This window comes from Streptomyces sp. NPDC096048 (genome assembly GCF_044763415.1).
GTDB lineage: Bacteria > Actinomycetota > Actinomycetes > Streptomycetales > Streptomycetaceae > Streptomyces.
Genome location: NZ_JBIWGG010000009.1, coordinates 94917 through 120816, shown reverse-complemented (window position 1 = coordinate 120816; position 25900 = coordinate 94917). Strand labels below are relative to the sequence as shown.

Sequence of the window (25900 nt, the reverse complement as noted above, 5' to 3'; positions counted from 1 at the left end):
AATGGCCGCCATGACCACGCCTTCCTGCCCGTGCGGGCTGTCCGAGCCGTACGAGAAGTGCTGCGGCCGCTTCCACGCGGGGACCGCCTCCGCGCCGACCGCCGAGGCCCTGATGCGTTCGCGCTACAGCGCCTTCGTACGCGTGGACGCGGGCTACCTGCTGCGGACCTGGCACCCGAGGACGCGTCCCGAGCGCCTCGACCTCGACCCGGCGATGCGGTGGACCGGACTGGAGATCCTGGGCACGAGCGACGGGTCGGCCTTCCACTCCACCGGGACCGTGACCTTCCGGGCGTCCTACCGCGGTGGCTCGCTGCACGAGCGGAGCCGGTTCGAGCGGGTCGACGGGGCGTGGGTGTACGTCGACGGGGAGTTCCTCGCGTAGGCCCCCGTCCGCGCGCTACGGCGCCAGGATGTCCAGCTCCTGCAGCGCGCCGACCGTGATCTCCCGGGTCAGCCGCTCGGCGCGCTCGGCGTCCCGTGCCCGCACCGCCTCGGCGACCTGGACGTGCAGGGTGACGGCGGCCGGGTCGGGGTCCTCGAACATCACGTCGTGGTGCGTGCGGCCGGCCAGCACCTCGGCGACGACGCCGCCGAGGCGGGCGAACATCTCGTTGCCGGAGGCGGTGAGGATGACGCGGTGGAAGGCCACGTCGTGGAAGAGGTACTGCTCCAGTCGGTGGCCGCGCGAGTTGGCGACCATGCCGAGCGCGCACTCGGTCAGTTCGGCGCACTGCTCCGGCGTGGCGAGCCGCGCCGCCAGGCCGGCCGCCACCGGTTCGACGGCCGAGCGCAGCACGGTCAGGGAGCGCAGTTGCCGAGGGCGTTCGGAGCCGGCCAGACGCCAGCGGATGACCTGCGGGTCGTAGACGTTCCACTCGCACTCGGGCAGGACGGTGACGCCGACACGGCGGCGTGACTCGACCAGGTGCATGGACTCCAGCACCCGCACGGCCTCCCGCATCACGGAACGCGACACCTCGAAACGCTGTGCCAGTTCGTCCGTGCGCAGAACGCTGCCCGCAGGGTACTCGCCCGCTGTGATCGCGGGACCGAGGGTGTCCAGTACGCGGCCGTGCAGCCCCCGGCCCGGTGTGCTCATGCACTCAGCGTACGGGGCAGATCACGGGGATAAAAAGTCAGACTTATATGTCACAGACTCTTGAATTAGTCCTACCTAATGGGTTTCAGTTACGTCGACATCACGTGTCGACGAAGACAGCAGACAGCGAGAGTGCGATGCAGCGACTGCACACCCCCCATGTCGTCGTGGTCATGGGCGTAGCGGGCACCGGGAAGACCACCATCGGCCCCCTGCTCGCGGCCCGGCTCGGCGTTCCCTACGCCGAGGGCGACGACTTCCACCCGCCGGCCAACATCGCCAAGATGACGGCCGGCACCCCGCTCACCGACGAGGACCGGTGGCCCTGGCTGGACGCCATCGGCGACTGGGCGCACGGGCGGGCGGGGCTCGGCGGGGTGGTGAGCAGTTCGGCGCTGAAGCGGTCGTACCGCGACCGGCTGCGGGCCGGCGCTCCCGGTGTCGTCTTCGTGCACCTCACGGGCAGCCGCGAGCTGATCGAGGACCGGATGTCGCAACGGCAGGGGCACTTCATGCCCACGGCCCTGCTGGACTCCCAGTTCGCCACGCTCCAGCCCCTGGAGCCGGACGAGGCGGGAGTCGCGGTGGACGTCGCCGGCACCCCGGAGGAGATCGCCGAACGGGCGATGAACGCCCTGACGGACCTGCCCGGGCCGGTCCGGTAGCCCTCCCCCACACCCTCCCTCGGGGTCGTGCCGCCACCTGCCGGCACGGCCCCGACCTCCCCCGAACCCCCATCACCGCAAGGGATCCACCGTGACCAGACTCAGCGTCGAGATGCTGGCAGCGGACACCGTCGAGCCGATCACCTCGGCCGGCCATGCCCAGCTGGGCATCGCCGTGCTCCTGGGCATCGCCGTCATCGTCCTGCTCATCACCAAGTTCAAGCTGCATGCCTTCCTGTCGCTGACCATCGGGTCACTGGCGCTCGGCGCGTTCGCCGGGGCGCCGCTGGACAAGGTCATCACCAGCTTCACCGCCGGGCTCGGCGCCACTGTCGCGGGCGTCGGCGTCCTGATCGCCCTCGGCGCGATCCTCGGCAAGATGCTCGCCGACTCCGGCGGTGCCGACCAGATCGTGGACACCCTCCTCGACAAGGCGAGCCCGCGTTCGATGCCGTGGACGATGGTGCTGATCGCCTCCGTCATCGGACTGCCCCTGTTCTTCGAGGTCGGCATCGTCCTGCTGATCCCGGTCGTCCTGATGGTCGCCAAGCGCGGCAACTACTCCCTGATGCGCATCGGCATCCCGGCGCTGGCCGGTCTGTCCGTGATGCACGGTCTGGTCCCGCCGCACCCCGGTCCGCTGGTCGCGATCGACGCGGTCGGCGCCAACCTCGGTGTGACGCTCGCGCTGGGTGTTCTGATCGCCATCCCGACGGTGATCATCGCCGGTCCGGTGTTCTCGAAGTACGCGGCCCGCTGGGTGGACGTCCCGGCCCCCGACCGCATGATCCCGCAGCGCGCCTCGGAGGAGCTGGAGAAGCGCCCCGGCTTCGGCGCCACCCTGGCCACGATCCTGCTGCCGGTCGTGCTGATGCTGGCCAAGGCACTCGTCGACATCATCGTCGACGATCCGGAGAACCTGGTGCAGCGCGCCTTCGACGTGATCGGCAACCCGCTGATCGCCCTGCTCGCCTCCGTGATCGTCGGCATCTTCACGCTGCTGCGCCCGGCCGGTTTCGGCAAGGACCGCCTGTCGGGCCTGGTCGAGAAGGGACTCGCGCCCATCGCGGGCATCCTGCTGATCGTCGGCGCGGGCGGCGGCTTCAAGCAGACGCTGATCGACTCCGGTGTGGGCCGGATGGTCCTGGAGATCTCCGAGGACTGGTCGATCCCGGCCCTGCTGCTGGCCTGGCTGATCGCGGTGGCTATCCGGCTGGCGACCGGTTCGGCGACCGTGGCGACCGTCTCGGCGGCCGGTCTGGTCGCGCCGCTGGCGGCCGACATGTCGACGACGCACGCGGCCCTGCTGGTCCTGGCCATCGGCGCCGGTTCGCTCTTCTTCAGCCACGTCAACGACGCCGGTTTCTGGCTGGTGAAGGAGTACTTCGGCCTGAACGTCGGCCAGACCGTCAAGACCTGGTCCGTCATGGAGACGATCATCTCGGTGGTCGCGGGCGCTCTGGTCCTGCTCCTGTCACTGGTCATATAGCCGCACGACCCGACGGTCGTCCAGGAGTACGACGATGACGGCTCACCCCCTCTTCGACATCGACGGGCGCACGGCCCTGGTGGCCGGTTCCAGCCGGGGCATCGGGCCGGCCCTCGCCCGGGGCCTCGCGGAGGCCGGCTGCCGCGTGGTCCTCGACGGACGCGACGCCGACCGCCTCACCGAGGCCGCCGCCGGCCTTCCCGGCGACGTCCACACGGCCGTGTTCGACGTGACCGACGGTCCGTCCGTGGCGGCCGGGATCGCGGAGGCGGAGGAGCGGGTGGGCCCGCTCGACATCCTGGTCAACAGCGCGGGCATGCGACTCCGGGCGCCCCTGCTGGAGTTCGCCGACGCCGACTGGTACCGCACGCGTCCGGTACGGCGGTACGGAGGTGGCCCAGGAGGGCGCCTTCGCGCTCGCCGCTCCGGACCCGCTCACGCCCTCGGCGTCCTCATGAGGGTCAGGAGGACGCCGCCTTGTCCAGCTGGAACGCCTCGTTGCCCTGGCCGATGCGGGCGTGCCGCTCGGGCGCGCGGGAACGCAGGACCGTGCCCTGCACGAGGCCCGCGATCGCGGCGAGGCCGATGATGCCGGGCAGCATCCAGCTCAGCGAGGAGTCGGGACCCGCGCCGACGAGGACGTCGAAGTCCTTGACCGTGTAACCGGCGATCACCACAAGGGCCACGCCGGCGACGGTGGAGGTCGCCAGCCGCACGCCCTGGGCGCCGGCGGCGCCACGGCGGACGAAGAAGGCGACGACGGAGAACGACGCCGCGGCCATCAGCAGGATCACGCCGAGGGCGCCGATGTTGCCGCCCCAGGTGAACAGGTGCAGCACGGGCTGGGTCGGGTCGCCCTTCGGCTTGTCGTCGGCGATCGCGAAGCCGATGACCACGACCGCGGACACGGCGCTCTGGAGCAGCGAGCCGGTGCCCGGGGCGCCGCTGGAGCCGCTGGTCCGGCCGAAGGCGGCGGGCAGCAGCCCCTCCCGCCCCATGGCGAAGGCGTAGCGGGCGACGACGTTGTGGAAGCTGAGCAGGGCCGCGAACATGCCGGTCACGAACAGCACGTGCAGGACGTCGGTGAAGGTGCCGCCGAGCCGGTCCTCGGTGAGGAAGAACAGGAGCCCGGCGCTCTGCTCCCGCGCGGTGCCGACGATCCTGTCGGGCCCGGTGGCGACGGTCAGGGCCCAGCTGCTGAGCGCGAAGAAGACCGCGACCCCGCCCACCGCGAGGAACATGACACGCGGCACGAGCACGTGCGGCCGGCTGGTCTCCTCGGCGTACACGGGCGCCTGCTCGAAGCCGAGGAAGGCGGCGATGCAGAAGCACAGCGCGGTCCCCACGCCCGCCCCCGTCAGGGTGTCGGGGTCGAAGGCGTGCAGCGACAACCCCTGCGCACCCGGATCGGCGACGGCGGCGATGTCGAACACCACTACGAGCACGACCTCGATGAGCAGCAGAACGCCCAGCACGCGCGCGTTGACGTCGATCTTCAGCCAGCCCAGCGTGCCGACCGCGAGCACGGCCAGCAGCGCCGGTATCCACCAGGCGACCTCCAGGTCGGCGTAGGTGGCCAGGAGCCCGGAGACCTCGAAGCCGAAGATGCCGTAGATGCCGACCTGGAGGGCGTTGTAGGCGACCAGCGCGACCATGGCGGCGCTCGCGCCGGCGGTGCCGCCGAGTCCGCGGGAGATGTACGCGTAGAAGGCGCCCGCGTTGTGGACGTGCCGGCTCATCTCGGCGTATCCGATGCTGAACAGGATCAGTACCACGCCCAGCAGCACGAAGAGGAGCGGCTGCCCGACAATGCCCATCACGGCGAACGTGGTGGGCATGACCCCGGCGACCACCATCAGCGGGGCGGTGGCGGCCAGCACGGAGAGGAGCAGGCCGCCGGTACCGAGGCGGTCGGCGCGCAGCGCCCGCTCCTGCCCCTTGAAGGTGCTGATGGCGCCACCGCTCGCGGATCTGCTCCTGCTCGAACTGCCCGTGGTCATCGGAGGACGTCCTTCTCTCGTTCGTCGGGGGTGTCAGGCCGTGCCGAGCGCACTCGCGCGGGCGGCTCGGAAGGCGGCGTGCGGGTCGCGGTCCGGGTACGACCAGGGGGCGGGCGTGACGTGTTCGCCGATGCGGTGGAACAGGGCGGCGGCCTCGGCGCCGCGGCCCTCGCAGGATTTGGCGTGGGCGAGGAAGTTGAGGTCGATCAGCCGACGCGGGTGACCGTCCTGCTCCCATTCCAGCCACCAGTCGAAGGCCGCCTTCATCACCAGCCGGGCGCGGCGGCCGACCCAGTGACCGCAGGCTTTCGGGTCGGCGGACTCGTGGCCGGCGGCGGCGAGCACGCGGTAGCGCTCGGCGTGCGCGACGACCGGGAGGATGGCCAGCGGGGAGTCGGCGGGGGCCTGCTCGGCGGCCCAGTTGGCGAAGTCGTACACCTCGTGCAGAGGGTCGGGACCGTCGGCGCCGCCGCGTTCGGCGAGCCGGGCCACCATCAGGTGATGGGCGTGGTGGTGATCGGCGTATCGAGCCCGCACCGCCTCGAAGACCCGGACGACCTCGTCCACCGCGCCGAGCGAACGCTCCAGCATGAGCAGCCCGAGCCAGGGCGTGGGGTCGTGCGGGACCAGCGCGGCGGCGTCCCGGCACGCCTCCCGGGCCCGGGCGGGCTTCTCCTTGCCGCGCAGGGCCCGGTGGACCAGCGCGAGGGCAAGCAGTATCGAGGCGTCGGTGGAATCGGGTTCGGCCAGCAGCCACTCACGGGCCCAGGGGGCGCTGTGGGGCTCCTTGGCGAGCACGGTGATCCGGTGCCCGCGGCGGTCCCAGTCGTCACCCGTGTGAACCAGCAGCGACCGGGCGGACTGCCATCGCCCCTGGGCCAACGCGGCACGGGCGGAGATGAGTTCGGCGTCGTCGAGGGCGTCGTCGAAGGCCTGGGCCGCGCGTTTGCGGCCGCGACCGAGGGGAGGCGGAGGTGGGGACACCGCGGGAAACTTCCTCACGCGACGCGGTAGGTCGTCGTAGCCGGTTTGCCATGAAGTGATCACACACAGCAAAGCGGCAGCCAACGCTTTCCGTCAAGGCCCGGCAGCGCGTTACACGCGTCAACTGGCCTGAAAACAAAGCGACTTGACCTTACGGCAACCACGCCCTCCCCCCTCCTGACCATCCGACGAGGGGACGGCCGCTGCTTGGATGGGCGGATGAGCGCTGCTGACGAGATCCTCGACATCGTCGACGAGAACGACCGCGTCACCGGACAGGCCCGGCGGGGTGACGCGTACGCCCAGGGGCTGCGCCACCGCTGCGTGTTCGTGTTCGCCCGGGACCCGGACGGACGCGTCTTCGTCCACCGCCGCACGGCGACGAAGCTGGTGTTTCCGTCCCTTTACGACATGTTCGTCGGCGGGGTGGTGGGCGCGGGCGAGTCCTACGACGACGCGGCGCTGCGGGAGGCGGAGGAGGAACTCGGGGTGACGGGGCTGCCGCGCCCGGAGTACCTCTTCAAGTTCCTGTACGACGACGGCGCCGGACGGACCTGGTGGTCGGCGGTGTACGAGGTGCGCTGCGAGGGGCCGGTCGCTCCGCAGGTGGAGGAGGTGGCCTGGCACGGGTTCCTCACGGAGGTGGAGGTGGAACGGCGGCTCGGGGAGTGGGAGTGGGCGCCGGACGGGTCGGACGCGTATGCGCGGCTGCGGGCTTGGCGGGGGTGACGTGTCGTTCGTTCCCGGCGCGGCTGCGGGCTTGGCGAGGGGTGACGTGTCGTTCGTTCCCGGCGCGTCCGGGGGCGCCTGGCGGGGGTGGGGGGCGCGGCCCGGCGCTGTCGGGGTGCCCCGCGTGGTGGTGGGCCGGGGTGGGTGGCGCGGCCCGGCGCTGTCGGGGTGCCTCCCCCACTCTCGGCTTCGCTCGAGCGGGAGGTGCCCCCACCGCCCACCCGTCCCGTGCCGTCCCCGCGGCACGCCTGCCCGCAGCTGTACGGGGCCGGCCCGCGCCCCCGCCGAACCCGTGCAGGTCGCCGCAGGTATTCCGTGGCCGCCCGATAGGGTCCCCGCGTGATCGAATTCGTGCGGAACGCCCGGCTCTGGTTCGCGCCCGAGGAGATCCGGCGGGAGGGCGGCACCCCCGACTACCGGTTCTCGCTGGCGAACGAGCGCACCTTCCTGGCCTGGCTGCGCACCGCTCTCGCCCTGGTCGGCGGCGGGTTCGCGGTGGACCAGTTCCTGCCCGACCTGCGCTGGGGCTGGCGGGTGGGCCTCGCACTCGCGCTGCTCGCGGCCGGCGTACTGTGCTCGCTGCGCGCGGTGAACCACTGGGTGCGCTGCGAGCGGGCCATGCGCCGCGGCGACGACCTCCCCGTCTCGCGCTTCCCGGCCCTGCTCAGCCTGGTCGTCGCCGTGGTCGCCGTGGCGATGGTCCTCGTGGTCCTCGTCGGCTGGGAGGGCTGAGGTGAGCGCCGACCCCGGCCCCGCCCGCGACCCCGGGCTCCAGCCCGAGCGCACCCGGCTCGCCTGGCGCCGCACGACCCTGTCCGGCACCGTCGTAGCCGTACTCGCCGCGAAGACCGCGCTGCACGGCGGCGCGACCCCCGCCACGGTCGTCGCCGCCGCCCTGTGCTGCGCTCTCTGGCTGGCCTTCCTGCGCATCGCCCACGGCCGCATCCGCACCCTCGCCGCGACGAACAGACCCCGCGCCCTGACCCCGCCGTTCGCCACGGCGGCCGCCCTGTGCACGGTGGCGCTGGCGGTGTGCGGCGCGTTCCTCGTCGTCTGAGGCGCCTCGGGAGGACGCCCGACGCCCGGCTTCCCTACTCCCAGTCCACCGTCACCACGATCTTCCCCCGCGTCCGCCCCTCCTGGTTCCGCCGGTGCGCGTCCGCCGCCCGATCCAGGGGGAACGTCTCGGACACGTGCACGGACACCACCCCCTGCTCCGCCAGCTCGGTCAGCCGCAGCAGGTCATCGGCGTCGGGGCGCACGAAGTAGTACCGCCCGCCGTAGTCGACGACGTCCGCGTCGGCGATCGACACGAGGCGGCCTTCGGTCGCCAGCAGGTTCGCCGAGTCCTTCAGCGTCTCGCCGCCGACCGTGTCGAACACCGCGTCCACACCCTCGGGCGCCAGGCCCCGCACCCGTTCGGCCAGCCCCTCCCCGTACGTCACCGGCTCCCCGCCCAGCCCGCGCACGAAGTCGTGGTTGCGCTCGCTCGCCGTACCGATGACCCGCGCCCCCAGATGACGCCCCAGCTGCACGGCGATCGAGCCGACCCCGCCCGCGGCCGCGTGCACGAGGACGGTCTCGCCCCGCTTCACCCCCAGTGCCTTCACCAGCACCTGGTACGCGGTCAGCCCGGTCAGCGGCAGCCCGGCCGCCTCCTCGTAGGAGAGGTTGCGCGGCTTGCGCGCGAGGGTGCGTACGGGCGCCGCCACGTACTCGGCGAAGGTCCCGCGGGAGAGGAAGTCCTCACGGACGTAGCCGATGACCTCGTCCCCGACGGCGAACTCCGTGACGGAGGCCCCGGGCCGCACGACGACCCCCGAGACGTCCCACCCGGGAATCACGGGGAAGACGGGCTGGAGGATGGCGTCGAGATGGCCGTCGCGGCACTTCCAGTCGACGGGATTGACGGCGGCGGCCCGCACCTTCACGAGCACCGAGTCGGGCCCGACCCGCGGGTCCTGGACCTCCCCGTACTCCAGCGCCTCGGGACCGCCGTACCGTGCGTAACTGATCGCCTTCATGGCTCCGACCCTCCGGGGTACCCGGACATCACGCAAGCTGAATGTCCGGATATGCACCGTTAAGGTGAGCGCCATGACCACTCTTCACCAAGAGCACACCGCCCACGACCACGCCCACGGCCCGCACTGCGGCCACACCGAGGTGCCCCACGGCGATCACGTCGACTACGCGCACGACGGGCACCTGCACCGCGAGCACGGCGGCCACTGGGACGAGTGCGAGCCCTCCGGGCACACCGCGCACGAGAGCCACGAGCACCGGCACAGCGAGGACTGCGGGCACGCGCGCGTGCGCCACGGCGACCACGACGACTACCTCCACGACGGTCACCGCCACGCCGCCCACGACGGCCACTGGGACGACCACTGACCAACGGCGGCCCGCGCCCCGGACCCGCACCCCGTCCCACGCCCCCGACCGACACCCCACGGCCCCACCCGGCAGCTCCCCGCACTCCGCGCGGGGAGCTGCCGTTCTATCGTGGCGCCGATCACGTTACGCTCCCCTACTGGACGGCATACCGACCGGTCGGCATCATGAGTCGGGTACTGTTCACCTGCCCGTAGGAGCGACGATGAGCCCCGACCACCCGCCCGGACTCGATCTCGACCGGTTGCGCGGCCTGCTCGACCGCGAGCGGCCCGGCCTGGTGACCGGCCCGCTGTCCGGCCGGCTGATCGAGGGCGGACGGTCGAACCTCACCTACGCGGTCTCGGACGGTACCGCGCGCTGGGTCGTACGACGACCCCCGCTCGGCCACGTCCTGGCCACCGCGCACGACATGAAGCGCGAGCACCGTGTCATCAGCGCCCTGCACCCGACGGACGTGCCGGTGCCGCGCCCGGTGCTCCTGTGCGAGGACGAGGAGGTCCTCGGGTCGCCCTTCTACGTCATGGAGTTCGTCGAGGGCACCCCGTACCGCACCGCCGACCAGCTCGCCCCGCTCGGCCCCGAGCGCACCCGGGCCGCCGTGCTGAACCTGGTCGACACGCTCGTCGAGCTGCACGCGGTGGACCCCGCCGCCGTGGGCCTGGGCGACTTCGGCCGCCCCGAGGGTTTCCTGGACCGCCAGCTGCGCCGCTGGGCCAAGCAGCTGGACGCCTCCCGCGACCGCGACCTCGCCGGCATCGACGAGCTGCACGCCACCCTCGGCCGGGAACTGCCCCGCTCCCCCGCCCCGACCGTCGTGCACGGCGACTACCGCCTGGACAACGTCCTGATCGGCGGCGACCGCGACGAGATCAACGCGATCCTCGACTGGGAGATGTCCACCCTCGGCGACCCGCTCACCGACCTCGGCCTGCTGGTGATGTACAGCATGCCGCTCGGCATGCCCGACTCCCCCGTCTCCACCACGGCCCAGGCGCCCGGCCACCCGGCCCCCGCCGAGCTGATCGAGCGGTACGCCGCGCGCTCGGGGCGCGACGTGTCCGCCGTCGCCTGGTACACGGCGTTCGCCTGGTTCAAGCTCGCCGTGATCCTGGAGGGCATCCACTACCGCTACACGCTGGGCCAGACGGTCGGCCGCGGCTTCGACCGCATCGGCGACCTCGTCCCCGTCTTCATCGAGCACGGCCTGACCACCCTTCAGGAAGGCTGACCCGTCATGGACTTCGCGTTCGACGCACGCACCGAGGAACTCCGCGCCAAGCTGCTCGCCTTCATGGACGAGCACGTCTACCCGGCCGAGCGGGTCGCCCACGAGCAGCGAGCCCGGCTCGCCTCTCCCTGGGACACCCCGCGGGTCGTGGAGGAGCTGAAGGCCGAGGCCCGCCGTCAGGGCCTGTGGAACCTCTTCCTCCCCGACGCCGAGCACGGCGCCGGCCTCACCAACCTCCAGTACGCGCCGCTCGCCGAGATCACCGGCCGCAGCCCGCAGCTGGCCCCGACGGCGACGAACTGCGCGGCGCCGGACACCGGGAACATGGAGGTGCTGGCCCAGTTCGCCGACGAGGCGCAGAAGAAGCAGTGGCTCCAGCCCCTGCTCGCCGGTGAGATCCGCTCGGCGTTCGCGATGACCGAGCCGGACGTGGCCTCCTCGGACGCCACGAACATCACCACGCACATCGAGCGCGACGGCGACGAGTACGTCATCACCGGCCGCAAGTGGTACATCTCCGGGGCGATGAACCCGGACTGCCGGATCTTCATCGTGATGGGCAAGACCGACCCGGACGGCGAGGACATCCGCCGCCAGCAGTCCATGGTGCTGGTTCCGCGCGACACGCCCGGCGTGACCGTCGACCGCGCGATGCAGGTCTTCGGCTACGAGGACCACTACCACGGCGGCCACGCCGAGGTGACCTTCGACCACGCGCGCGTGCCGGTGTCGAACCTGATCGGCGAGGAGGGCGGCGGCTTCGCCATCGCCCAGGCCCGCCTCGGTCCGGGCCGCATCCACCACTGCATGCGGCTGATCGGCATGGCCGAGCGGGCGATCGAGCTGATGTGCCGCCGCGCGGTGTCCCGCGAGGCCTTCGGCAAGCCGCTGGCCCAGCAGGGCGTGGTCCACAACTGGATCGCGGACGCGCGCGTCACCGTCGAGCAACTGCGGCTCCTGGTGCTCAAGACCGCCTGGCTGATGGACACCGTGGGCAACCGGGGCGCCCACGCCGAGATCCAGGCCATCAAGATCGCCACGCCCCGCGCGGTGGTCGACATCATCGACCGGGCCATCCAGTTGCACGGCGCGGGCGGCGTGAGCCAGGACTTCCCGCTGGCCGAGCTCTACGCGGGCGCCCGGACGCTGATGATCGCCGACGGCCCGGACGAGGTCCACCAGCGCTCGCTGGCGCGCCGGGAGATCAAGAAGTACCTGTAGATCAAGAGGCACCTGTAGATCGAGAAGCACCTGTAGACCGAGAAGTACCCGGGAACGAGAAACCCGGGAACGAAGCGGCGCCCCCCGCGGCCCGGGGGGCGCCGTCTCAGGGGCGCAGTGCCCGCAGCAGCAGGTCGGCCAGGTGGTCGGCGACCTCCTGGGGGCTGAGCGGGCCGTCGGGCCGGTACCAGGTGGACAGGTGGTGGATGGAGCCGAAGTGGTAGTCCACCACCAGGTCGGCCGGTGTCTCCTTGGTGAAGACGCCGGCCTGCTGGCCCTCCTCGATGAGCGCGCGGAAGCGTTCGTGGTAGCGCCGGCGCTCCGCGCGCACCTGCTTGTTCTTCTCCGGGCTCAGCTGGTGCATGGAGCGGAAGAAGATCGACGCGTCGTCGAGGTTGTCGATGGTGGTGACGACGACGTCGGCCGCCGCGTCCCGCACCCGCGTCTCGACCGGCTCGTCGGAGTCCGCGAAGGCGTCCAGGCGTTCCTGCTGCAGACGCAGCACTCGGGCGTACACCTCGTGCAGGAGGTCGTCCTTGGAGCCGAAGTAGTGGTACAGCGCTCCCTTGGTGACGCCGGCCGCCTCCACGATCTCCTGTACCGAGGTGCGGTCGTAGCCCTGCTCAGCGAAGAGCCGGGTGGCGGCGGCCAGGAGCCGCTGCGGCACCGGAGTGCCGTCCCCGTCCGTGGTCCTGGGCACTGCCGTCACCTGCCTTTCCTTTTCAGCGGCCGTTCAGTGGCCGTTTCTGTTCGTCCTGTCGGGTACGGGAACGCAGTTCCCGACGGAGGATCTTCCCACTCGCCGTCTTCGGCAGGTCGGGCAGGATCTCCACCTGGCGCGGGTACTTGTACGCGGCCAGTCTCTCCTCGCAGTACGCGGCGAGTGCGTCCGGAGCCGTCTCGGCACCCGGACGGAGGCTGATGTACGCCTTGACGGTCTCCCCGCGGTACCCGTCGGGCACGCCGACGACGGCCGCCTCGCGCACCGCCGGATGGGTGTAGAGGACATCCTCGACCTCGCGCGGCCAGACCTTGAAGCCGGAGGCGTTGATCATGTCCTTCTTGCGGTCGACGACGTAGAGCCACCCCTGGGCGTCCATGAAGCCGATGTCACCGGTGCGCAGCTCGCCGCCGGGGAAGGTCTCGGCGGTGGCGTCGGGGCGCCGCCAGTAGCCGGGAACGACCTGCGGACCGCTGACCACGATCTCGCCCTGCTCCCCGAAGGGCACCTCCGCGCCCTGCTCGTCGACGATCCGGACGTCGGTCTCGGGGCCGGGGACGCCGACGGCGAGGGTCCCGGAGACCGGGTCGACGGGCGCCTCCAGGTGGGGCGGTACGGAGGCGCAGGGAGCGGTGCACTCGGTGAGCCCGTAGCCGTTGCGGATGTACGGCCCGAAGCCCGCGCGGAACTTCTCCACCAGGGCGGGCGGCAGCGGGGCGCCGCCGGAGGAGATGTTCGCGAAGGAGGCGAAGTGCTCGCGGGTGACGGACGGGTGGGCGGCCAGCGCCATGAAGGCGGTGGACGGGCCGACCGTGTAGTGCGGCCGGTGCTCGGCGAAGGCGTCCAGCACGACACCCGCCTCGAAGCGGTACGCCAGGACGAGCGTGCCCACGCTGTTCAGGCAGGCCCCGAACTCGCAGACCATGCCGGTGATGTGGAACAGCGGCGCCAGCGCGAAGTAGACCGGGGCCTCGGGCAGACCGAGCCCGGTGCGCTGCCGCTCCGCGTTGTACATGATGTTGCGGTGTGTGTTGGTGGCGCCCTTGGGCGTGCCGCTGGTGCCCGAGGTGTAGCTGATGAGCGCGGTGTCGCCGGGCTCCGGGTCGCGGCCCTCCGGTGCCCGGTGTCCGGCGCGGGCCACGTCCGCGAGGTCGTCGGCGTCGGTGGCGCCCGGCAGCCGCTCGAAGGCCAGCACGCGTGCGTCCTGGCGGGTCTGGAAGTCCAACTCGCACCCGGTGAGCACGATCCGCACCGGCGAGTCGGCCGCCGTCTCGCGCAGGTACGACTCCCAGGCCCGGTCGGAGCAGATCAGGGCGGCCACCTCGCCGTCCCGCAGGACGTGGCCGACCTCCCCCGCCTTGTACATGGGGTTGACGGGCACGACCACCGCTCCCGCCTTCCAGGCGCCGAGGACGGCGAGCACGAAGTGCGGGGAGTTCTGCAGCAGGACCGCCACCCGGTCGCCGCGCTCCAGGCCGCGCGCGGCGAGGTGCCCGGCGACGGAGTCGCTCAGTTCGTCCACCTCGCGGTAGGTGAGGCGGCCGTCGAAGTAGGCGAGGAAGGCGCGGTCGGGTGCCTCGGCGGCGGCCCGGCGCAGGGCGTGCACCAGGGAGGCGTCCGGGTCGAGCGGGGCCTTCTGGACGTCGGTCAGCAGGTCCAGCCACGGTTTGGCCGCGTACCGGGAGCCGGTCATCGGGCCGTCGCCTCCTCCCACTGCCGCTGGAGCCGGTTCATGCCGTGCAGCCAGCGGTCGGGCTCGGCGGCGCGGGCCTGGTAGTACTCGGCGACCTCGGGGTGCGGCAGGATCAGGAAGCGGTCCTCCTCGATGCCCTTGAAGAGGGCGTCCGCGACGTCCTGCGGCTCGATCGCGGTGGGCTGGAGCACCAGTTGCCCCGCGCTGCCGCTCGCGGTGAGCATGTCGGTGCGCACGCCCTGCGGGCAGATGGCGTGCACCTTGATCCCGCGGTGGCGGTACGTCAGGGACAGCCACTCGGCGAAGGCGTACGCGCCGTGCTTGGTGACGCTGTAGGGCGCGGCACCGATCATGGTGAGCAGTCCGGCGGCCGAGACGGTGGAGACGAAGCGGCCGCTGCCGCGCTCCAGCCAGTCGGGGATCAGTTCGTGGGCCGCCCGCACGTGGGCCATGACGTTGACGTCCCAGGCGAGTGCCCAGACGGTCTCCTCGGCGGCCTCCGTTCCCCCGCAGCCGACGCCCGCGTTGGCGCAGTACACGTCGACCGTGCCGCCCAGCGCCTCGCGGGCCTCGGTGACGATCGTGGAGGCGTCGCCCGGGACCGCGATGCCGCCGATCTCGTCGGCGACGGCTTCGGCCCGGTCGGCGTCCAGGTCATTGACGACGACCCGGGCACCCTCGGCGGCGAAGCGGCGGGCCAGCGCGGCGCCGATGCCGCCTCCCGCCCCGGTGACGACGACTCCGGCATCCTGCACGGCTTCCACCATCGGTCTCCTTCGACACGGCTCGGGCACTGCTCGCTCCCCGTTGCAGCGTCAGACTAACCAGTCGGTATGTGCGACGGAAGAGGCGAAGCGCGGTCTACTCCATTCCGTGCGGCACGCGGCGCGGGTTAGCGTGCGTGCGCATGACACCCGCCGCGATCACGGAGGTCACCGCATGACGCTGTCCAGACGGTCCCTGCTCGCCACGACGGCCGCGGTGGCGGCCACCACCACGGCGGCCGCGGCCGCCACGACGGGAACGGCACAGGCCGCGCCCGGAGGCCACGGCGGCCGCCGGCCGCGCACCGGTTTCGAGCGCCTCGCCGACGACGGTTACGCCCTCCTCGACGGACAGAAGGTCGGCGTCGTCACCAATCCGACCGGCATCACCCGGGACGTACGCCACATCGTCGACGTCATGCACGCCGACGACCGCGTGAACCTGACCGCCGTCTTCGGCCCCGAGCACGGCTTCCGCGGCACCGCGCAGGCGGGCGGCTCCGAGGGCCGCTACGACGACCCCGCGACCGGCCTGCCGGTCTACGACACGTACCTGAAGAGCGGACAGCCGCTCGCGGACATCTTCACGGCGTCCGGTGTGGACACCGTCGTCTTCGACATCCAGGACGTCGGCGCGCGCTTCTACACGTACATCTGGACGCTGTTCGACTGCATGGAGTCGGCCCGGCTCGCGGGCAAGCGGTTCGTGGTCCTGGACCGGCCGAACCCGGTGACCGGGCGGGCGGCGCTGGGCCCTATCCTGCACAAGGAGTTCGCGACCTTCGTCGGCCGGCAACCGATCGCCCAGGCGCACGGCATGACGGTCGCCGAGCTGGCGCGGCTCTTCAACGGCGAGTTCCTGACGTCGCCGGTGCCGCTGGAGACGGTCGCGATGTCGGGCTGGAAGCGCTCGGAGTTCTACGACGCCTCCGGGCTGCCCTGGGTGCCGCCGAGCCCCAACATGCCGACGCCGGAGTGCGCCCTCGTCTACTCGGGCACGTGTCTGTTCGAGGGCACGAACCTGTCGGAGGGGCGCGGCACCACCCGTCCGTTCGAGCTGATCGGAGCGGAGGGCATCGACGGGAGCTGGGCCGCCGCCGCGAACGGTCTCGGCCTGCCCGGCGTGCGCTTCAGGGAGGCGTACTTCGCGCCCACCTTCTCCAAGTTCCAGGGGAAGACCGTCGGCGGCGTGCAGCTCCACGTGCACGACCGGGCCGCCTTCGACCCGGTGCGCACCGGAATCGCCCTCCTGGTGACCGCCAAGCGGACCTGGGACGGCTTCGCCTGGCGGTCGGACAACTGGATCGACAAGCTCACCGGCTCCACGCAGGTGCGCACGATGATCGACGCGGGCGCGGACACCGACGAGGTGGTGGGCGGCTGGGAGGAGGAACTGGCGGCGTTCCGCAGGACGCGCCGCCAGTACCTCCTCTACAGGTGACCGCGGGACCGGCCGGTCACCGGTGGGACGTGAACTCCACGACCTGCTGGTAGGTCGGCCGGTTCTGCCAGCCGATCCCGCCGTGCCCGATGCCGCCGAGGGTGCGGTGGATCACCGAGTCGGCGCACCACTGGTCGCCCGCCGAGCAGTTGTCGTCGCCGGGATAGACCTGGGCGGGCGTCCGGCCCGCCGCCTCCTTCAGGGTGGAGAGCAGGGTGTCCCGGCAGGCGGCGAGGTCGCCGTCGCCGCAGTACGCGCGCGCGAGCGGCCCCTCGACGGACTCGCCGAGCACGGATCGGATGTCCTTGTCGACGTAGCTCCACCAGCCGTACTGGAAGGCGCTGCCGGCGTGTGCGCCGGTCGGGCCGTGCGCGGCGGACGGGGACTCGTCGACGGGCAGGTTGCGGGTGAAGGCGGTGTACAGGTCGCTGCCGAGGCCCGGTTCGAACTCGGCCCTCACCAGCAGCGGCCACCAGGCGTCCAGGGTGCGGATCGCGTCGGCGTGCGCGTACTTCTTGGCACCGGCCGAGGTCTCCGTGCGCAGGGAGCCCGCCGCGAGCCACGCCTGGAGCCGGTCCACGGCCGCCCGGGCCGCGGGGTCGGTCACCGGCGCCGAGTCGATCACCTTCAGCAGGCCGGGCAGTACGTCCTCGGCCCGCAGGTCGGCCAGGCCCGCCTCGGCCATGGCCTTCACCAGGGCGGCGCGGGTGACGCCGCCGTCGGCGACCAGCTGCTTCACCCGGTCGTCGAGCAGGTTGCCGCGGTGGACGGAGCCGTTGCCCCAGGGGGCGGTGGTGTAGTCCCTGGCCTGCTTGTTGTTCCAGGAGACGTAGTAGTCCTGGTCGACGGACTGGGGGTGGGCGGATGCCGGTGTGTACCGGGCCGTGTTGACGCCCGGGGCCCAGTCCTTCCACTCGTACGCCGCTCGCGCCCAGACCGGGAAGTCGGCGTCGACGCCGTTCGCCCGTACCGGGTTGTCGCCGCTGTTGTAGTACGCGGTGTGCTCGGAGTCGGCGTAGAACCAGTTGAAGGTGTAGTTGATGTTCTGGACGGCGCTCCGGAAGCGCTCGGGGCTGTTCAGGTAGTCCGGGTCGTTCAGCATCTGGAAGCCGATGATCGAGTCGGCCTCGTGCATGAACGAGGAGCGCAGGGTGGTGTAGGCGACCTTCTTGCCGCCGACCGTGGCGCGGTACTCGACCGGACCGTACTCGGTGCGCCAGACCCGCATCGTGTAGGAGCCGGCCGCGGTGGAGTCGGCGACGGTCGGCTTCCAGGCGTTCTTCCGCTCGATCTTCTCCATCGGCGTGCAGGTGCCGCGGTACAGGTAGTGGTAGTCGTCCTGGCACAGTTCGACGGCGTAGGTGTCGATGATGTCCTGACCGGAGGTGGTCGCGCTCCACGCGTAGTCCTGGCCGCGGCCGAGTTCGACGTACATGCTCAGGCCCGCGAAGGAGGCGCCGCGGGCGCTGATGCCCGGACCCTGGATCTCCTGGAGCATGAGGAGCTGCGGCGCGAAGTAGCCGGTCTGCGGGCCGAAGACGGCGACCGGGTGGCCACTCGCGGTGTGCTCGCCGCTGACGACGAGGGCGTTGGACATGCCGCGCCGGGCCGAGGTCACGGCCGCGTCCGCCGCCGCGGCGGAGGCACCGGTCGCGCTCGACGCGGCGGCGCTGCCCATACGGTCGTACACCAGCGGTTCCGCCTCGACCGAGCCGGCGTCGGGCAGGGCGCGGCCCTGGGGGTCGTCCGGTGCGGGCAGGTACGGGAAGCTGCCGGCGTGCTGGGTGAGGACCGCCTCGGGGTCGTTGCGCTGGCGGAAGGACTCCCAGACCTCGGTGCCCTCGGCCACGCCGTACTTCTCCTGGGCGGCGAGCAGCGAGAGCGCGTTGGTGACCTCGCCGCCGCCGCCCGCGCCGAAGAGGGAACCGATGACGGAGGCCAGCGCGATCAGGTCGGTGCGCTTGAAGTGCTCGATGGTGCCGGCGTTGGTGACGGCGTTCTTGTGGCCGGTCAGGACGTACTCGCCGGGGAAGTAGCGGCCCTTGTCGGAGGCGTCGATGTAGGCGTTGACGCCGGCGACGTAGGCGTCCACGTCGGCCAGGGCCAGCTCGCCGCGCTCGCCGGCCTCGGCGGCGGCGCTCTCGATCTGCGCGGCGAGGTCGGCCTCGGTGTACGGGGCGCTGCGCCAGAACTGCTGCTCGAGTCCCTGGTTGGCGGGGGCGCCGCCGGCGAAGGGGGTCAACTGGCCTCGTCCGACGTGCCGGAAGAGGTCCATCAGCCACAGCCGGTCCTGGGCCGCGGCGTAGCCGGCGCCGAACTCGGTGCCGTAGCGGGTGGTGCCGGTGATGTGCGGCACACCGGTCTTCTTGTCGCGGACGATGGTCACGTCCGTGCGGCCGGCCGGGCGGACGGTGGAGGCGACCTGTCCGGCGGGGACGCCGAAGGAGGCGTCGTTGAAGAAGGTGTTGATCTTGTCGTTGGTGAGGCCGGAGTAGCCGGTGGCGAGGCCGGCGTAGGGCCCCAGCTGGTCCTCGGCGTGGGCGGGCTGGGTGCCGAAGGCCTGGTTGAGGAGGATCTGGGCCAGGGTGGCGTTGCCGTTCTGACCGGGCGGCAGGATGTCGGAACACTGGCCGCCGCAATGGTCGTTGGCCGCTGCTTTCGAGATCGTTTCGGCTGTCGCCGGTGCGGTCTTCTCCGAGGTGGGAGCCGTTCCGACGGCCATCGCGGGGGAAAGCGGCGACAAAAGGCCGGCGATAAGGGCGCATACGGACGCGCCCTTCAGGAACCCGTGGAAGCCGCGGGGAGTTCTCAGTCTGTCGAGGGCGTTGCGTGGGGTGCGCCGTGGCATGGCAGCTCCTCCCGACGTGGGGTGGGCCGGACGTTACCGCCGGTATCCCCGAGTTGGAAGATGAACACGCGTCACTTTTTTGAGCGGGTGGATCGGCTTATGAGGGGCATCGGAAATCGGATGGAGCCGAATCGCGTGTCGATACGTCTATTCGGCGACGTCCGTACGACGACGCCGAAGTAACCGAAGTACAGGTGCAGGTGTGACGGAGGTGCAGGGCGATGGCCGGTTTCCGGAGTCTGGCGAGACAGGTCCGCGATCCACGGTGCGACCTGGCGCTACGGCGCTATTCGCTGCGCAAGTGCCTTGAGCGGTTCGCCCCTTACGGGCACAGGGCGACCTGGGACCATCTGTGCTCGCGGGCCGGGTTCGGTCCCGAGGACCGCTCCCCCGAACCGGCGCGGCTCGTGGCCGCACTGGAGGAGCTGGAGGCGGCGCGTTCGGTGTGGCTGGCCTACGAGGTCGGGTTCGCCGAGCGGCGCAGGAAGGAGAAGCACGACGGGCTGCGCAGGCCGGGCAGCGTGGACGACTGGCACCGGCTGACCTGGGGCGGTTTCGGGGTCGCCTGGTGCGACGACCCCCGTGTCCATCCCGACGGGCCGCTGGCGGAGGTGCTGCGCGGTCTGATCTCCGCGCTGGAGCGTGAACCGGGGTCCGTGTGCCCGGTCTGCGACGGGGAGCGCCTCGTCTGGAAGTACGACCTGGACCACGAACCCTCCACGGGTCCCGTCTGCACGGACTGCGGAATCCTCGTCCCGCGGCCCGTCCTCACCCCCGACGCGCTGGCGGACGCCCGGCGGGGACGGTTGCTGATGTCGGCGTAGCCGACCGCGGGGGTGTGCCGGGGATGCCGCACCCCCGACGGCCCGTACGGGGTCGCGGCAGGCGGGCGTTGTCAGTGGTGACCCGCACCATGGGGGAATGATCCAGGTGTGTGTGAACGGAGCCCGCGGGAGCGGCGACGGCGCGGTGGTGCCGCTGTCGCCGGAGGTGATCGCCGATTCCGTGGCCGCGGCGGTGGCCGCCGGAGCCACGGATGTCCACGTCCATCCCAAGACACCCTGCGGACAGGACACGTTGTCGCCGCGCGTACTCGCGGCCACGCTGGAGGCGATACGCGCACGGCTGCCGGCGCCGGTGCCGGTCGGCGTGACGACGGGTGCCTGGGCCGAGCCCGATCCCGCCGCCCGGGCGGCCCGGGTACGGAGCTGGACGACCCTGCCCGACCACGCCTCGGTCAACTGGCACGAGCCGGGCGCCGAGGAGGTCGCCGCCGCGTTGATCGAGCGCGGGGTGGGCGTGGAGGCCGGCGTCTGGTCGGGCACGGACGGCGCGGCCCTGTTCCTGCGCTCACCGCTCGGGCCGAAGGTGCTGCGGGTGCTGGCGGAGGTCACGGACACCGGCCCGGCGACCGCGGAGGACTCCGCGCACACCCTGCTGACCGCACTCGGTGCGGCCCACGGCCGCCCCGTCCTGTTGCACGGCGAGGACGCCGGTGCCTGGCCGGTCCTGCGTCTGGCCGGCCGGCTGGGTCTCCCGGCCCGCATCGGCCTGGAGGACACCCTGCTCCTGCCGGACGGCCGCCGGGCCGCGTCCAACGCCGAGCTGGTCACCGCGGGGCTGGCCGAGTGGGCCTCGGCACGGCAGGGCGGCGTCTGACGCGGGGCCGGGTCACCGGACCGTCAGTCGCCGCGCTCCACCTCGGTTCCGCCATGGCCCGCGGCCGCGGTCTCGCGACGGGTGGCCGCGGAGTCGCGGCGCTCCACCAGCAGGCGGGAGCCGGTGAGGCGTTCGCCGAAGACGTCGTCGGGGTTGGACAGGACACAGGTGTCCAGGGACAGGCAGCCGCAGCCGATGCAGTCGGTGAGGTGGTCGCGCAGCCGGTTCAGCTGCTTGATCCGCTCGTCCAGTTCGGAGCGCCAGGCCTCGGAGAGCCGGGCCCAGTCGTCCTCGGTGGGCGTGCGCTCCTCCGGCAGCTCGGTGAGCGCCTCGCGGACCGTGGCGAGCGGGATGCCGACGCGCTGCGCCGCGCGCACGAACGCGACCCGGCGCAGCGCGTCGCGGCTGTAGCGGCGCTGGTTGCCCGAGGTGCGGCGACTGCTGATCAGCCCTTTGGACTCGTAGAAGTGCAGGGCGGAGACGGCGGCGCCGCTGCGCGCGGCGAGCTGGCCGACCGTGAGCTCTTGAATCTTCTCGGGAATCTGAGGCACTCCTCGAACCCTACCGATCCCGTCACCCCCGCGGTGCCCCCCGGCCCGTTGACATGAGCTTCGCCGGCGACCATGCTAAGCAGTCGCTTAGAGTCGCGTGCGTAGGTCGAGCGAGCAGAGAGGCCGGGACATGGCAGAGCCGAGGATCTTCACATCCGCCGACGAGGTGAAGGCGGCGGTGGGCGAGCAGCTGGGATACACCGACTGGGTGGACGTCGACCAGAAGCGGATCGACCTGTTCGCGGAGGCGACCGGCGACCATCAGTGGATCCACGTGGACCCGGAGAAGGCGGCCACGGGCCCGTTCGGCACCACCATCGCGCACGGCTATCTGACCCTGTCACTGCTCCCGCTCTTCGGACCGCAGCTGATCGCCGTCGAGGGCGTGAAGATGGGCGTCAACTACGGCACCAACAAGGTCCGCTTCCCCTCCCCCGTCCCGGTCGGCTCGCGGCTGCGCGCCACGGCGACGATCACCGGCGTCGAGGACGTCAAGGGAGGGATCCAGGTGGCCGTCGCCTTCACCGTGGAGCGCGAGGGCGGCGACAAGCCGGTGTGTGTCGCCGAGTCGGTCTCGCGCTATTACCTCTGAGCGACGCCGGAGGGTTCGGCTCCCACCATCCGCAGCACGAGGTCGGCGTAGAGCGCGCCGACCTCGTCGGGCGTCCGGGGGCCGTTCACGTTGAACCAGCGGGCCACGTCGATGCAGAGCGACAGCACGGCGAGCGTCGTGCCCTTCACGTCCGGCACGTCGAACTCGCCCGACGCCACACCGTCGTCGATGATGCCGCGCACTGCGGCATCGCACTGCCGGCGCAGCGTGAGGATCTCGTCGCGGGCCTCGGGGCCGAGCGCGTCCAGCTCGTACTGCACCACCCGCGCGGTCGTGCGCCGCCCGGCGTGCCAGCGCACGAAGGAGCCCACGGCGTCGGCGAGCCGCTCGGCGGCACTGCCCTCCCCCTGGGCCGCGGCCCGCAGGATGGCGACCGCCCGGTCGTGGCCGATCCGGCTGATGCGGTGGAGCAGCTCTTCCTTGGTCTTGTAGTGGATGTAGAGCGCGGCCGGGCTCATGCCGGCGCGCCCGGCGATGTCGCGGGTCGTGGTCGCGTGGTACCCGCGCTCGGCGAAGGCCTCCACCGCGGCGACCAGGAGCCGCCGGGCCGCGTCCGGGGTGACCTCTTCCCACGGCTCGATGTCGCCGCCCGTCGTCTCGGCCGCCGTACTCATCGCTTGTTCGCCCCTCTCGGTGACAGGAGCACCACCATACCGCCGGATCTGAGCGATCGCTTAGCGGCAGTCGTCGGGCGGACGCGTCACCCGAGCTTCTCGAACGGGTCGTGCTCGGCGAGGAGCTTGTCCAGCCGGGCCTGGTCGACACGGCTCACTATCTGCCCGGCCTCCTGACGGTCACGGATGATCTTGGCCAGCGTGAAGGCCGAGGTGACGAGGTACAGGACGGCGACGGCGAGGAAGGCACGCACCCAGGCGTCGGCCTGGAGGTTGTAGATACCGACGGCGGTGGCGATCATCGCCACCGCGAACGAAACCACGGCCTGCCCGTAGAAGGCCGCCGTGCTCTGCTGCTTGACCGCTGTGTCACTCATGGGAAAAGGATCGGCGGATGTGGCCCGGGCCACATCCGCCGACGTACTCAGTTCCCGTACTCAGACGGCCTCCGGTTCCGGCAGGGGCTCAGAAGGCCGAAACCCCGGTCAGCGCGCGCCCGATGACCAGCTTCTGAATCTGGCTGGTGCCCTCGTAGAGGGTCATCACGCGTGCGTCGCGCAGCAGCTTGCCGGCCGGGTACTCGTCGATGTAGCCGTAGCCGCCGAAGACCTGCAGCGCGTTGTTCGCGGCGCGCACGGCCGCCTCCGAGGCGAACAGTTTGGCCTTGGAGGACTCCACGGTGAACGGCTGCCCGCGGTCGATCAGGTCGGCGACCCGCCAGGTCAGCAGCCGGGCCGCGTCCACGTCGAGGGCGATGTCGCTGATCAGCTCCTGCACCAGCTGGTGGTGGGCGATGGTCTTCCCGAACTGCTCGCGCTCGCCCGCGTACCGCACAGCGGCGTCCAGTGCGGCCTGGGCTATGCCGACGCAGCCGGCCGCGACCGACATCCGCCCCTTGGCGAGGGCCGACATGGCGACCGTGAAGCCCTTGCCCTCGGGGGCCAGCATGGCGGAGGCGGGCACGCGGACGTCCTCCAGCACCAGCTCGGCGGTGGCCTGGCCGCGCAGCCCGAGCTTGCCGTGGATGGTGCGGCGGGTCAGCCCGGGGGTGTCGGTGGGCACGAGGAAGGCGGAGACGCCCTTGTGGCCGGGGGCGTCCGTGGAGCGGGCGAAGAGCAGCACGATGTCGGCCCAGGTGCCGTTGGTGATGAACATCTTCGTGCCGTTGATGACGTAGTCGTCGCCGTCGCGGACCGCGCGCGTGGAGAGGTTCCCGGCGTCCGAGCCCGTGCCGGGCTCCGTGAGGCCGAAGCAGCCGACGTACTCGCCGGAGGTGAGCCCCGGCAGCCAGCGCCGCTTCTGCTCCTCGTCGCCCCAGGCGGCGATCGTCTTGGCGACCAGGCCGAGGGAGACGGACACGATCCCGCGCACGGAGCTGTCGCCGCGGCCCAGTTCCTCCGTCACCAGGCAGTACGCGAGGTGGTCGCCGCCGGAGCCGCCGTACTCCTCGTCGACGGTCAGCCCGAGGAAGCCGACCTCACCGAGCTTCTTCACGATGGACCGGTCCACCTCCTCGGCGCGGTCCCAGGCGACGACGTGCGGGGCTATCTCGCGCTCCACGAAGTCCCGCGCGAGCTGCCGTACGGCGCTCTGCTCCTCGCTGAGCTCCAGGTTCATGCCGAGTCACCCCACAGAAGACGGACTGAATGACGGACCGCGAAAACGGGCCGCGAAAACGGATCTTGAAAGCCGGACCTTTAAATTAGCACTGCTAGTTTATAGCCGCAGCCCTACTATGTGCGCCATGGCCCGACCGCGCAAGCCCCTGCTCAGCACCGACCGGATCGTCGAGACGGCCCGCGCCCTGGTGGACGCGGAGGGCCTCGCGGCCGTCTCCACGCGCCGGCTCGCCGCGGAGCTGGGAGTCAGCGGGCCCTCGCTCTACAACCACTTCCGCACCAAGGACGAGATCCTGGAGGCGGTCGCCGACTCGGTGAGCGCGCAGGTCGACCTGTCGATGTTCGAGGACGGCCGGGAGTGGCGGACGGCGCTGCACGACTGGGCCGTCTCCTACCGGGCGGCGCTGCGCGATCACCCCAACATCGTCCCCGTTCTGGCCCACGGCCCCGGCCGCCGCCCGGCCGCGCTGCACCTCGCGGACGCCGTCTACGGCGCGATGGTCGCGGCGGGCTGGCCCCCGGCCCAGGCCACGTCCATCGGCGCGCTGATGCGGTACTTCATCATGGGCTCGGCGCTGGGTTCCTTCGCCGGCGGCTTCGTGGACGACGCCGGCGCCTACGACCCCGCCGACTACCCGCACCTCCAGCAGGCCCACCTCCTGGCCGAGCAGCAGGAGAAGATCGACGAGCGGGCCTTCGAGACCGGGCTGACGGCACTGCTGGACGGGCTGGCGCAGCAGTACGCGCAGGTGGCGCGGGACGCCTGAGGACACTTCGGCGCTCACCGAACCGTGCATACCGCATCCTGGGACGCATGACCGAGAAGGACGCCGGAGCGCCGGGGCTCGCGCGGCTGGCCGGGCTGATCGCCGACGAGACCAGGGCCGCCTGTCTGCTGGCGCTGCTCGACGGGCGGGCGTGGACCGCCGGTGAGCTGGCCCGGCACGCGGGGGTCGCCGCCTCGACGCTGAGCGAGCACCTGGGCAAGCTCGTCGGAGGCGGGCTGCTCGCCGAGGAGCGGCAGGGGCGGCACCGGTACGTGCGGCTGGCCGACGAGCGGGTCGCGCAACTGGTGGAGGACCTGGCCGCACAGGTCGCGCCCGAGGCCGCGGCGCGGCGTCCGCGTACGCTGCGGGCGTCGAGCGCCGGGTCGGCGATGGCCCGGGGGCGTACCTGCTACGACCACCTCGCCGGGCGGCTCGGCATCGCGGTCACCGACGCGCTGACCGGGCGCGGTCTGCTGCGCCAGGACACCGGCTTCGCGCTCACGGACGCCGGGCTCGGCTGGTTCGAGGCCGCCGGGATCGCCCTGAAGCCCACCGGCCGCCGGCCGCTGGCCCGCGCCTGCCTCGACTGGACCGAGCGCCGTCCGCACCTCGCGGGCGTCGCGGGCGCGGCCCTGTGCCGGCACGCCCTGGACACGGGCTGGTGCGTACGCGTCGGCTCGGAGCGGGCGGTGAAGGTGACGCCCACGGGCGAGGACGCGCTGTCCGAGCTGCTGGGCATCGACCCGGCGGGACTGCGCTGAGCACTGGTTCCCGGTCCGAAATCCGCCAGCGGGA

General features: G+C 71.9%; 27 protein-coding genes and 1 pseudogene. 16 read left to right on the top strand and 12 right to left on the bottom strand.

Going from position 1 to position 25900, the window contains the following annotated elements:
* The first annotated feature begins 10 nt into the window (after positions 1 to 10).
* A complete protein-coding gene (locus ACIQ6R_RS25155) occupies positions 11 to 385 on the top strand; it encodes a YchJ family protein (protein ID WP_404223580.1) in 375 nt (124 codons plus the stop codon).
* A gap of 15 nt (positions 386 to 400) precedes the next feature.
* On the opposite strand, the gene ACIQ6R_RS25150 is transcribed toward ACIQ6R_RS25155, so the two are convergent.
* Complete coding sequence (locus tag ACIQ6R_RS25150) at positions 401 to 1102, bottom strand: FadR/GntR family transcriptional regulator (protein WP_404179841.1); 702 nt, start codon at positions 1100 to 1102, stop codon at positions 401 to 403.
* A 137-nt stretch (positions 1103 to 1239) separates the two neighbouring features.
* On the opposite strand from ACIQ6R_RS25150, the gene ACIQ6R_RS25145 reads away from it, so the two are divergent.
* The 3 genes and pseudogenes from ACIQ6R_RS25145 to ACIQ6R_RS25135 form a co-directional block, all read left to right on the top strand.
* Positions 1240 to 1767, top strand: a complete 528-nt coding sequence (locus tag ACIQ6R_RS25145; RefSeq protein ID WP_404179844.1) for a gluconokinase — start codon at positions 1240 to 1242, stop codon at positions 1765 to 1767.
* A gap of 91 nt (positions 1768 to 1858) precedes the next feature.
* Positions 1859 to 3256 (top strand): GntP family permease, encoded by a 1398-nt coding sequence (locus ACIQ6R_RS25140; protein ID WP_404223578.1) that lies wholly within the window; start codon positions 1859 to 1861, stop codon positions 3254 to 3256.
* Positions 3257 to 3290: 34 nt separating this feature from the next.
* Positions 3291 to 3677, top strand: a pseudogene (locus ACIQ6R_RS25135) (SDR family NAD(P)-dependent oxidoreductase); the annotation flags it as partial.
* 40 nt (positions 3678 to 3717) lie between these two features.
* Here ACIQ6R_RS25135 and ACIQ6R_RS25130 read toward each other — a convergent pair.
* Both ACIQ6R_RS25130 and ACIQ6R_RS25125 read right to left on the bottom strand, forming a co-directional pair.
* Positions 3718 to 5256 carry an APC family permease gene (locus tag ACIQ6R_RS25130; protein ID WP_404223577.1) on the bottom strand — a complete coding sequence of 513 codons (1539 nt, stop codon included), beginning with the start codon at positions 5254 to 5256 and terminating at the stop codon, positions 3718 to 3720.
* A gap of 33 nt (positions 5257 to 5289) precedes the next feature.
* Positions 5290 to 6240, bottom strand: coding sequence for a hypothetical protein (locus ACIQ6R_RS25125; protein WP_404223575.1), 951 nt, complete (start codon positions 6238 to 6240; stop codon positions 5290 to 5292).
* 219 nt (positions 6241 to 6459) lie between these two features.
* On the opposite strand from ACIQ6R_RS25125, the gene ACIQ6R_RS25120 reads away from it, so the two are divergent.
* From ACIQ6R_RS25120 to ACIQ6R_RS25110, 3 genes are all read left to right on the top strand, one after another.
* Entirely contained in the window at positions 6460 to 6969 is a 510-nt protein-coding gene (locus ACIQ6R_RS25120; protein ID WP_404223573.1) for an NUDIX hydrolase, read from the top strand.
* Positions 6970 to 7308: 339 nt separating this feature from the next.
* Positions 7309 to 7701, top strand: a complete 393-nt coding sequence (locus ACIQ6R_RS25115; protein ID WP_121746060.1) for a YidH family protein — start codon at positions 7309 to 7311, stop codon at positions 7699 to 7701.
* A 1-nt stretch (position 7702) separates the two neighbouring features.
* Entirely contained in the window at positions 7703 to 8026 is a 324-nt protein-coding gene (locus ACIQ6R_RS25110; RefSeq protein ID WP_404179858.1) for a DUF202 domain-containing protein, read from the top strand.
* 34 nt (positions 8027 to 8060) lie between these two features.
* On the opposite strand, the gene ACIQ6R_RS25105 is transcribed toward ACIQ6R_RS25110, so the two are convergent.
* A complete protein-coding gene (locus ACIQ6R_RS25105; RefSeq protein ID WP_404223572.1) occupies positions 8061 to 8993 on the bottom strand; it encodes an NADP-dependent oxidoreductase in 933 nt (310 codons plus the stop codon).
* Between the two features lie 73 nt (positions 8994 to 9066).
* Between ACIQ6R_RS25105 and ACIQ6R_RS25100 the strand changes: the two genes are divergently transcribed.
* From ACIQ6R_RS25100 to ACIQ6R_RS25090, 3 genes are all read left to right on the top strand, one after another.
* The gene (locus tag ACIQ6R_RS25100; RefSeq protein WP_375909331.1) at positions 9067 to 9363 is read left to right on the top strand and encodes a hypothetical protein; all 297 of its coding nucleotides are present in this window, start codon (positions 9067 to 9069) and stop codon (positions 9361 to 9363) included.
* Positions 9364 to 9568: 205 nt separating this feature from the next.
* Entirely contained in the window at positions 9569 to 10594 is a 1026-nt protein-coding gene (locus ACIQ6R_RS25095; RefSeq protein ID WP_404223570.1) for a phosphotransferase family protein, read from the top strand.
* A gap of 6 nt (positions 10595 to 10600) precedes the next feature.
* Positions 10601 to 11815, top strand: coding sequence for an acyl-CoA dehydrogenase family protein (locus ACIQ6R_RS25090; RefSeq protein WP_404223568.1), 1215 nt, complete (start codon positions 10601 to 10603; stop codon positions 11813 to 11815).
* 106 nt (positions 11816 to 11921) lie between these two features.
* On the opposite strand, the gene ACIQ6R_RS25085 is transcribed toward ACIQ6R_RS25090, so the two are convergent.
* Genes ACIQ6R_RS25085 through ACIQ6R_RS25075 form a run of 3 tightly spaced genes read right to left on the bottom strand, consistent with a single transcriptional unit; the run spans position 11922 to position 14996 of the window.
* On the bottom strand, positions 11922 to 12515 hold the full coding sequence (locus tag ACIQ6R_RS25085; RefSeq protein ID WP_404180138.1) for a TetR/AcrR family transcriptional regulator: 594 nt from the start codon (positions 12513 to 12515) through the stop codon (positions 11922 to 11924).
* A gap of 22 nt (positions 12516 to 12537) precedes the next feature.
* Positions 12538 to 14229: a class I adenylate-forming enzyme family protein gene (locus ACIQ6R_RS25080; RefSeq protein WP_404223566.1), complete on the bottom strand. Its 1692-nt coding sequence runs from the start codon at positions 14227 to 14229 to the stop codon at positions 12538 to 12540.
* Complete coding sequence (locus tag ACIQ6R_RS25075) at positions 14226 to 14996, bottom strand: SDR family oxidoreductase (protein ID WP_404179876.1); 771 nt, start codon at positions 14994 to 14996, stop codon at positions 14226 to 14228. Before ACIQ6R_RS25075 ends, ACIQ6R_RS25080 begins: the two co-directional genes overlap by 4 nt.
* A gap of 172 nt (positions 14997 to 15168) precedes the next feature.
* Between ACIQ6R_RS25075 and ACIQ6R_RS25070 the strand changes: the two genes are divergently transcribed.
* A complete protein-coding gene (locus tag ACIQ6R_RS25070) occupies positions 15169 to 16434 on the top strand; it encodes an exo-beta-N-acetylmuramidase NamZ domain-containing protein (RefSeq protein ID WP_404223564.1) in 1266 nt (421 codons plus the stop codon).
* 16 nt (positions 16435 to 16450) lie between these two features.
* On the opposite strand, the gene ACIQ6R_RS25065 is transcribed toward ACIQ6R_RS25070, so the two are convergent.
* Positions 16451 to 19282 carry a penicillin acylase family protein gene (locus ACIQ6R_RS25065; RefSeq protein ID WP_404223562.1) on the bottom strand — a complete coding sequence of 944 codons (2832 nt, stop codon included), beginning with the start codon at positions 19280 to 19282 and terminating at the stop codon, positions 16451 to 16453.
* 221 nt (positions 19283 to 19503) lie between these two features.
* Between ACIQ6R_RS25065 and ACIQ6R_RS25060 the strand changes: the two genes are divergently transcribed.
* Together ACIQ6R_RS25060 and ACIQ6R_RS25055 are read left to right on the top strand one after the other, a co-directional pair.
* A complete protein-coding gene (locus ACIQ6R_RS25060; protein ID WP_376675161.1) occupies positions 19504 to 20106 on the top strand; it encodes a hypothetical protein in 603 nt (200 codons plus the stop codon).
* A 97-nt stretch (positions 20107 to 20203) separates the two neighbouring features.
* Positions 20204 to 20941, top strand: a complete 738-nt coding sequence (locus ACIQ6R_RS25055) for a 3-keto-5-aminohexanoate cleavage protein (RefSeq protein ID WP_404223560.1) — start codon at positions 20204 to 20206, stop codon at positions 20939 to 20941.
* 23 nt (positions 20942 to 20964) lie between these two features.
* On the opposite strand, the gene soxR is transcribed toward ACIQ6R_RS25055, so the two are convergent.
* Positions 20965 to 21492: a redox-sensitive transcriptional activator SoxR gene (gene soxR, locus ACIQ6R_RS25050; RefSeq protein WP_404223558.1), complete on the bottom strand. Its 528-nt coding sequence runs from the start codon at positions 21490 to 21492 to the stop codon at positions 20965 to 20967.
* A 130-nt stretch (positions 21493 to 21622) separates the two neighbouring features.
* Between soxR and ACIQ6R_RS25045 the strand changes: the two genes are divergently transcribed.
* Positions 21623 to 22084 (top strand): MaoC family dehydratase, encoded by a 462-nt coding sequence (locus ACIQ6R_RS25045; RefSeq protein ID WP_404223556.1) that lies wholly within the window; start codon positions 21623 to 21625, stop codon positions 22082 to 22084.
* Here the strand turns inward: ACIQ6R_RS25045 and ACIQ6R_RS25040 are convergent.
* From ACIQ6R_RS25040 to ACIQ6R_RS25030, 3 genes are all read right to left on the bottom strand, one after another.
* Positions 22075 to 22719: a TetR/AcrR family transcriptional regulator gene (locus tag ACIQ6R_RS25040; protein WP_404223554.1), complete on the bottom strand. Its 645-nt coding sequence runs from the start codon at positions 22717 to 22719 to the stop codon at positions 22075 to 22077. The genes ACIQ6R_RS25045 and ACIQ6R_RS25040 overlap by 10 nt on opposite strands.
* Positions 22720 to 22805: 86 nt before the next feature.
* Complete coding sequence (locus ACIQ6R_RS25035; protein ID WP_404223552.1) at positions 22806 to 23096, bottom strand: YiaA/YiaB family inner membrane protein; 291 nt, start codon at positions 23094 to 23096, stop codon at positions 22806 to 22808.
* An 88-nt stretch (positions 23097 to 23184) separates the two neighbouring features.
* A complete protein-coding gene (locus ACIQ6R_RS25030) occupies positions 23185 to 24336 on the bottom strand; it encodes an acyl-CoA dehydrogenase family protein (RefSeq protein ID WP_404223550.1) in 1152 nt (383 codons plus the stop codon).
* A gap of 127 nt (positions 24337 to 24463) precedes the next feature.
* On the opposite strand from ACIQ6R_RS25030, the gene ACIQ6R_RS25025 reads away from it, so the two are divergent.
* Together ACIQ6R_RS25025 and ACIQ6R_RS25020 are read left to right on the top strand one after the other, a co-directional pair.
* Positions 24464 to 25105 carry a TetR/AcrR family transcriptional regulator gene (locus tag ACIQ6R_RS25025; protein ID WP_404223547.1) on the top strand — a complete coding sequence of 214 codons (642 nt, stop codon included), beginning with the start codon at positions 24464 to 24466 and terminating at the stop codon, positions 25103 to 25105.
* A gap of 47 nt (positions 25106 to 25152) precedes the next feature.
* The gene (locus tag ACIQ6R_RS25020) at positions 25153 to 25866 is read left to right on the top strand and encodes an ArsR/SmtB family transcription factor (protein ID WP_404223545.1); all 714 of its coding nucleotides are present in this window, start codon (positions 25153 to 25155) and stop codon (positions 25864 to 25866) included.
* Positions 25867 to 25900: the final 34 nt, after the last annotated feature.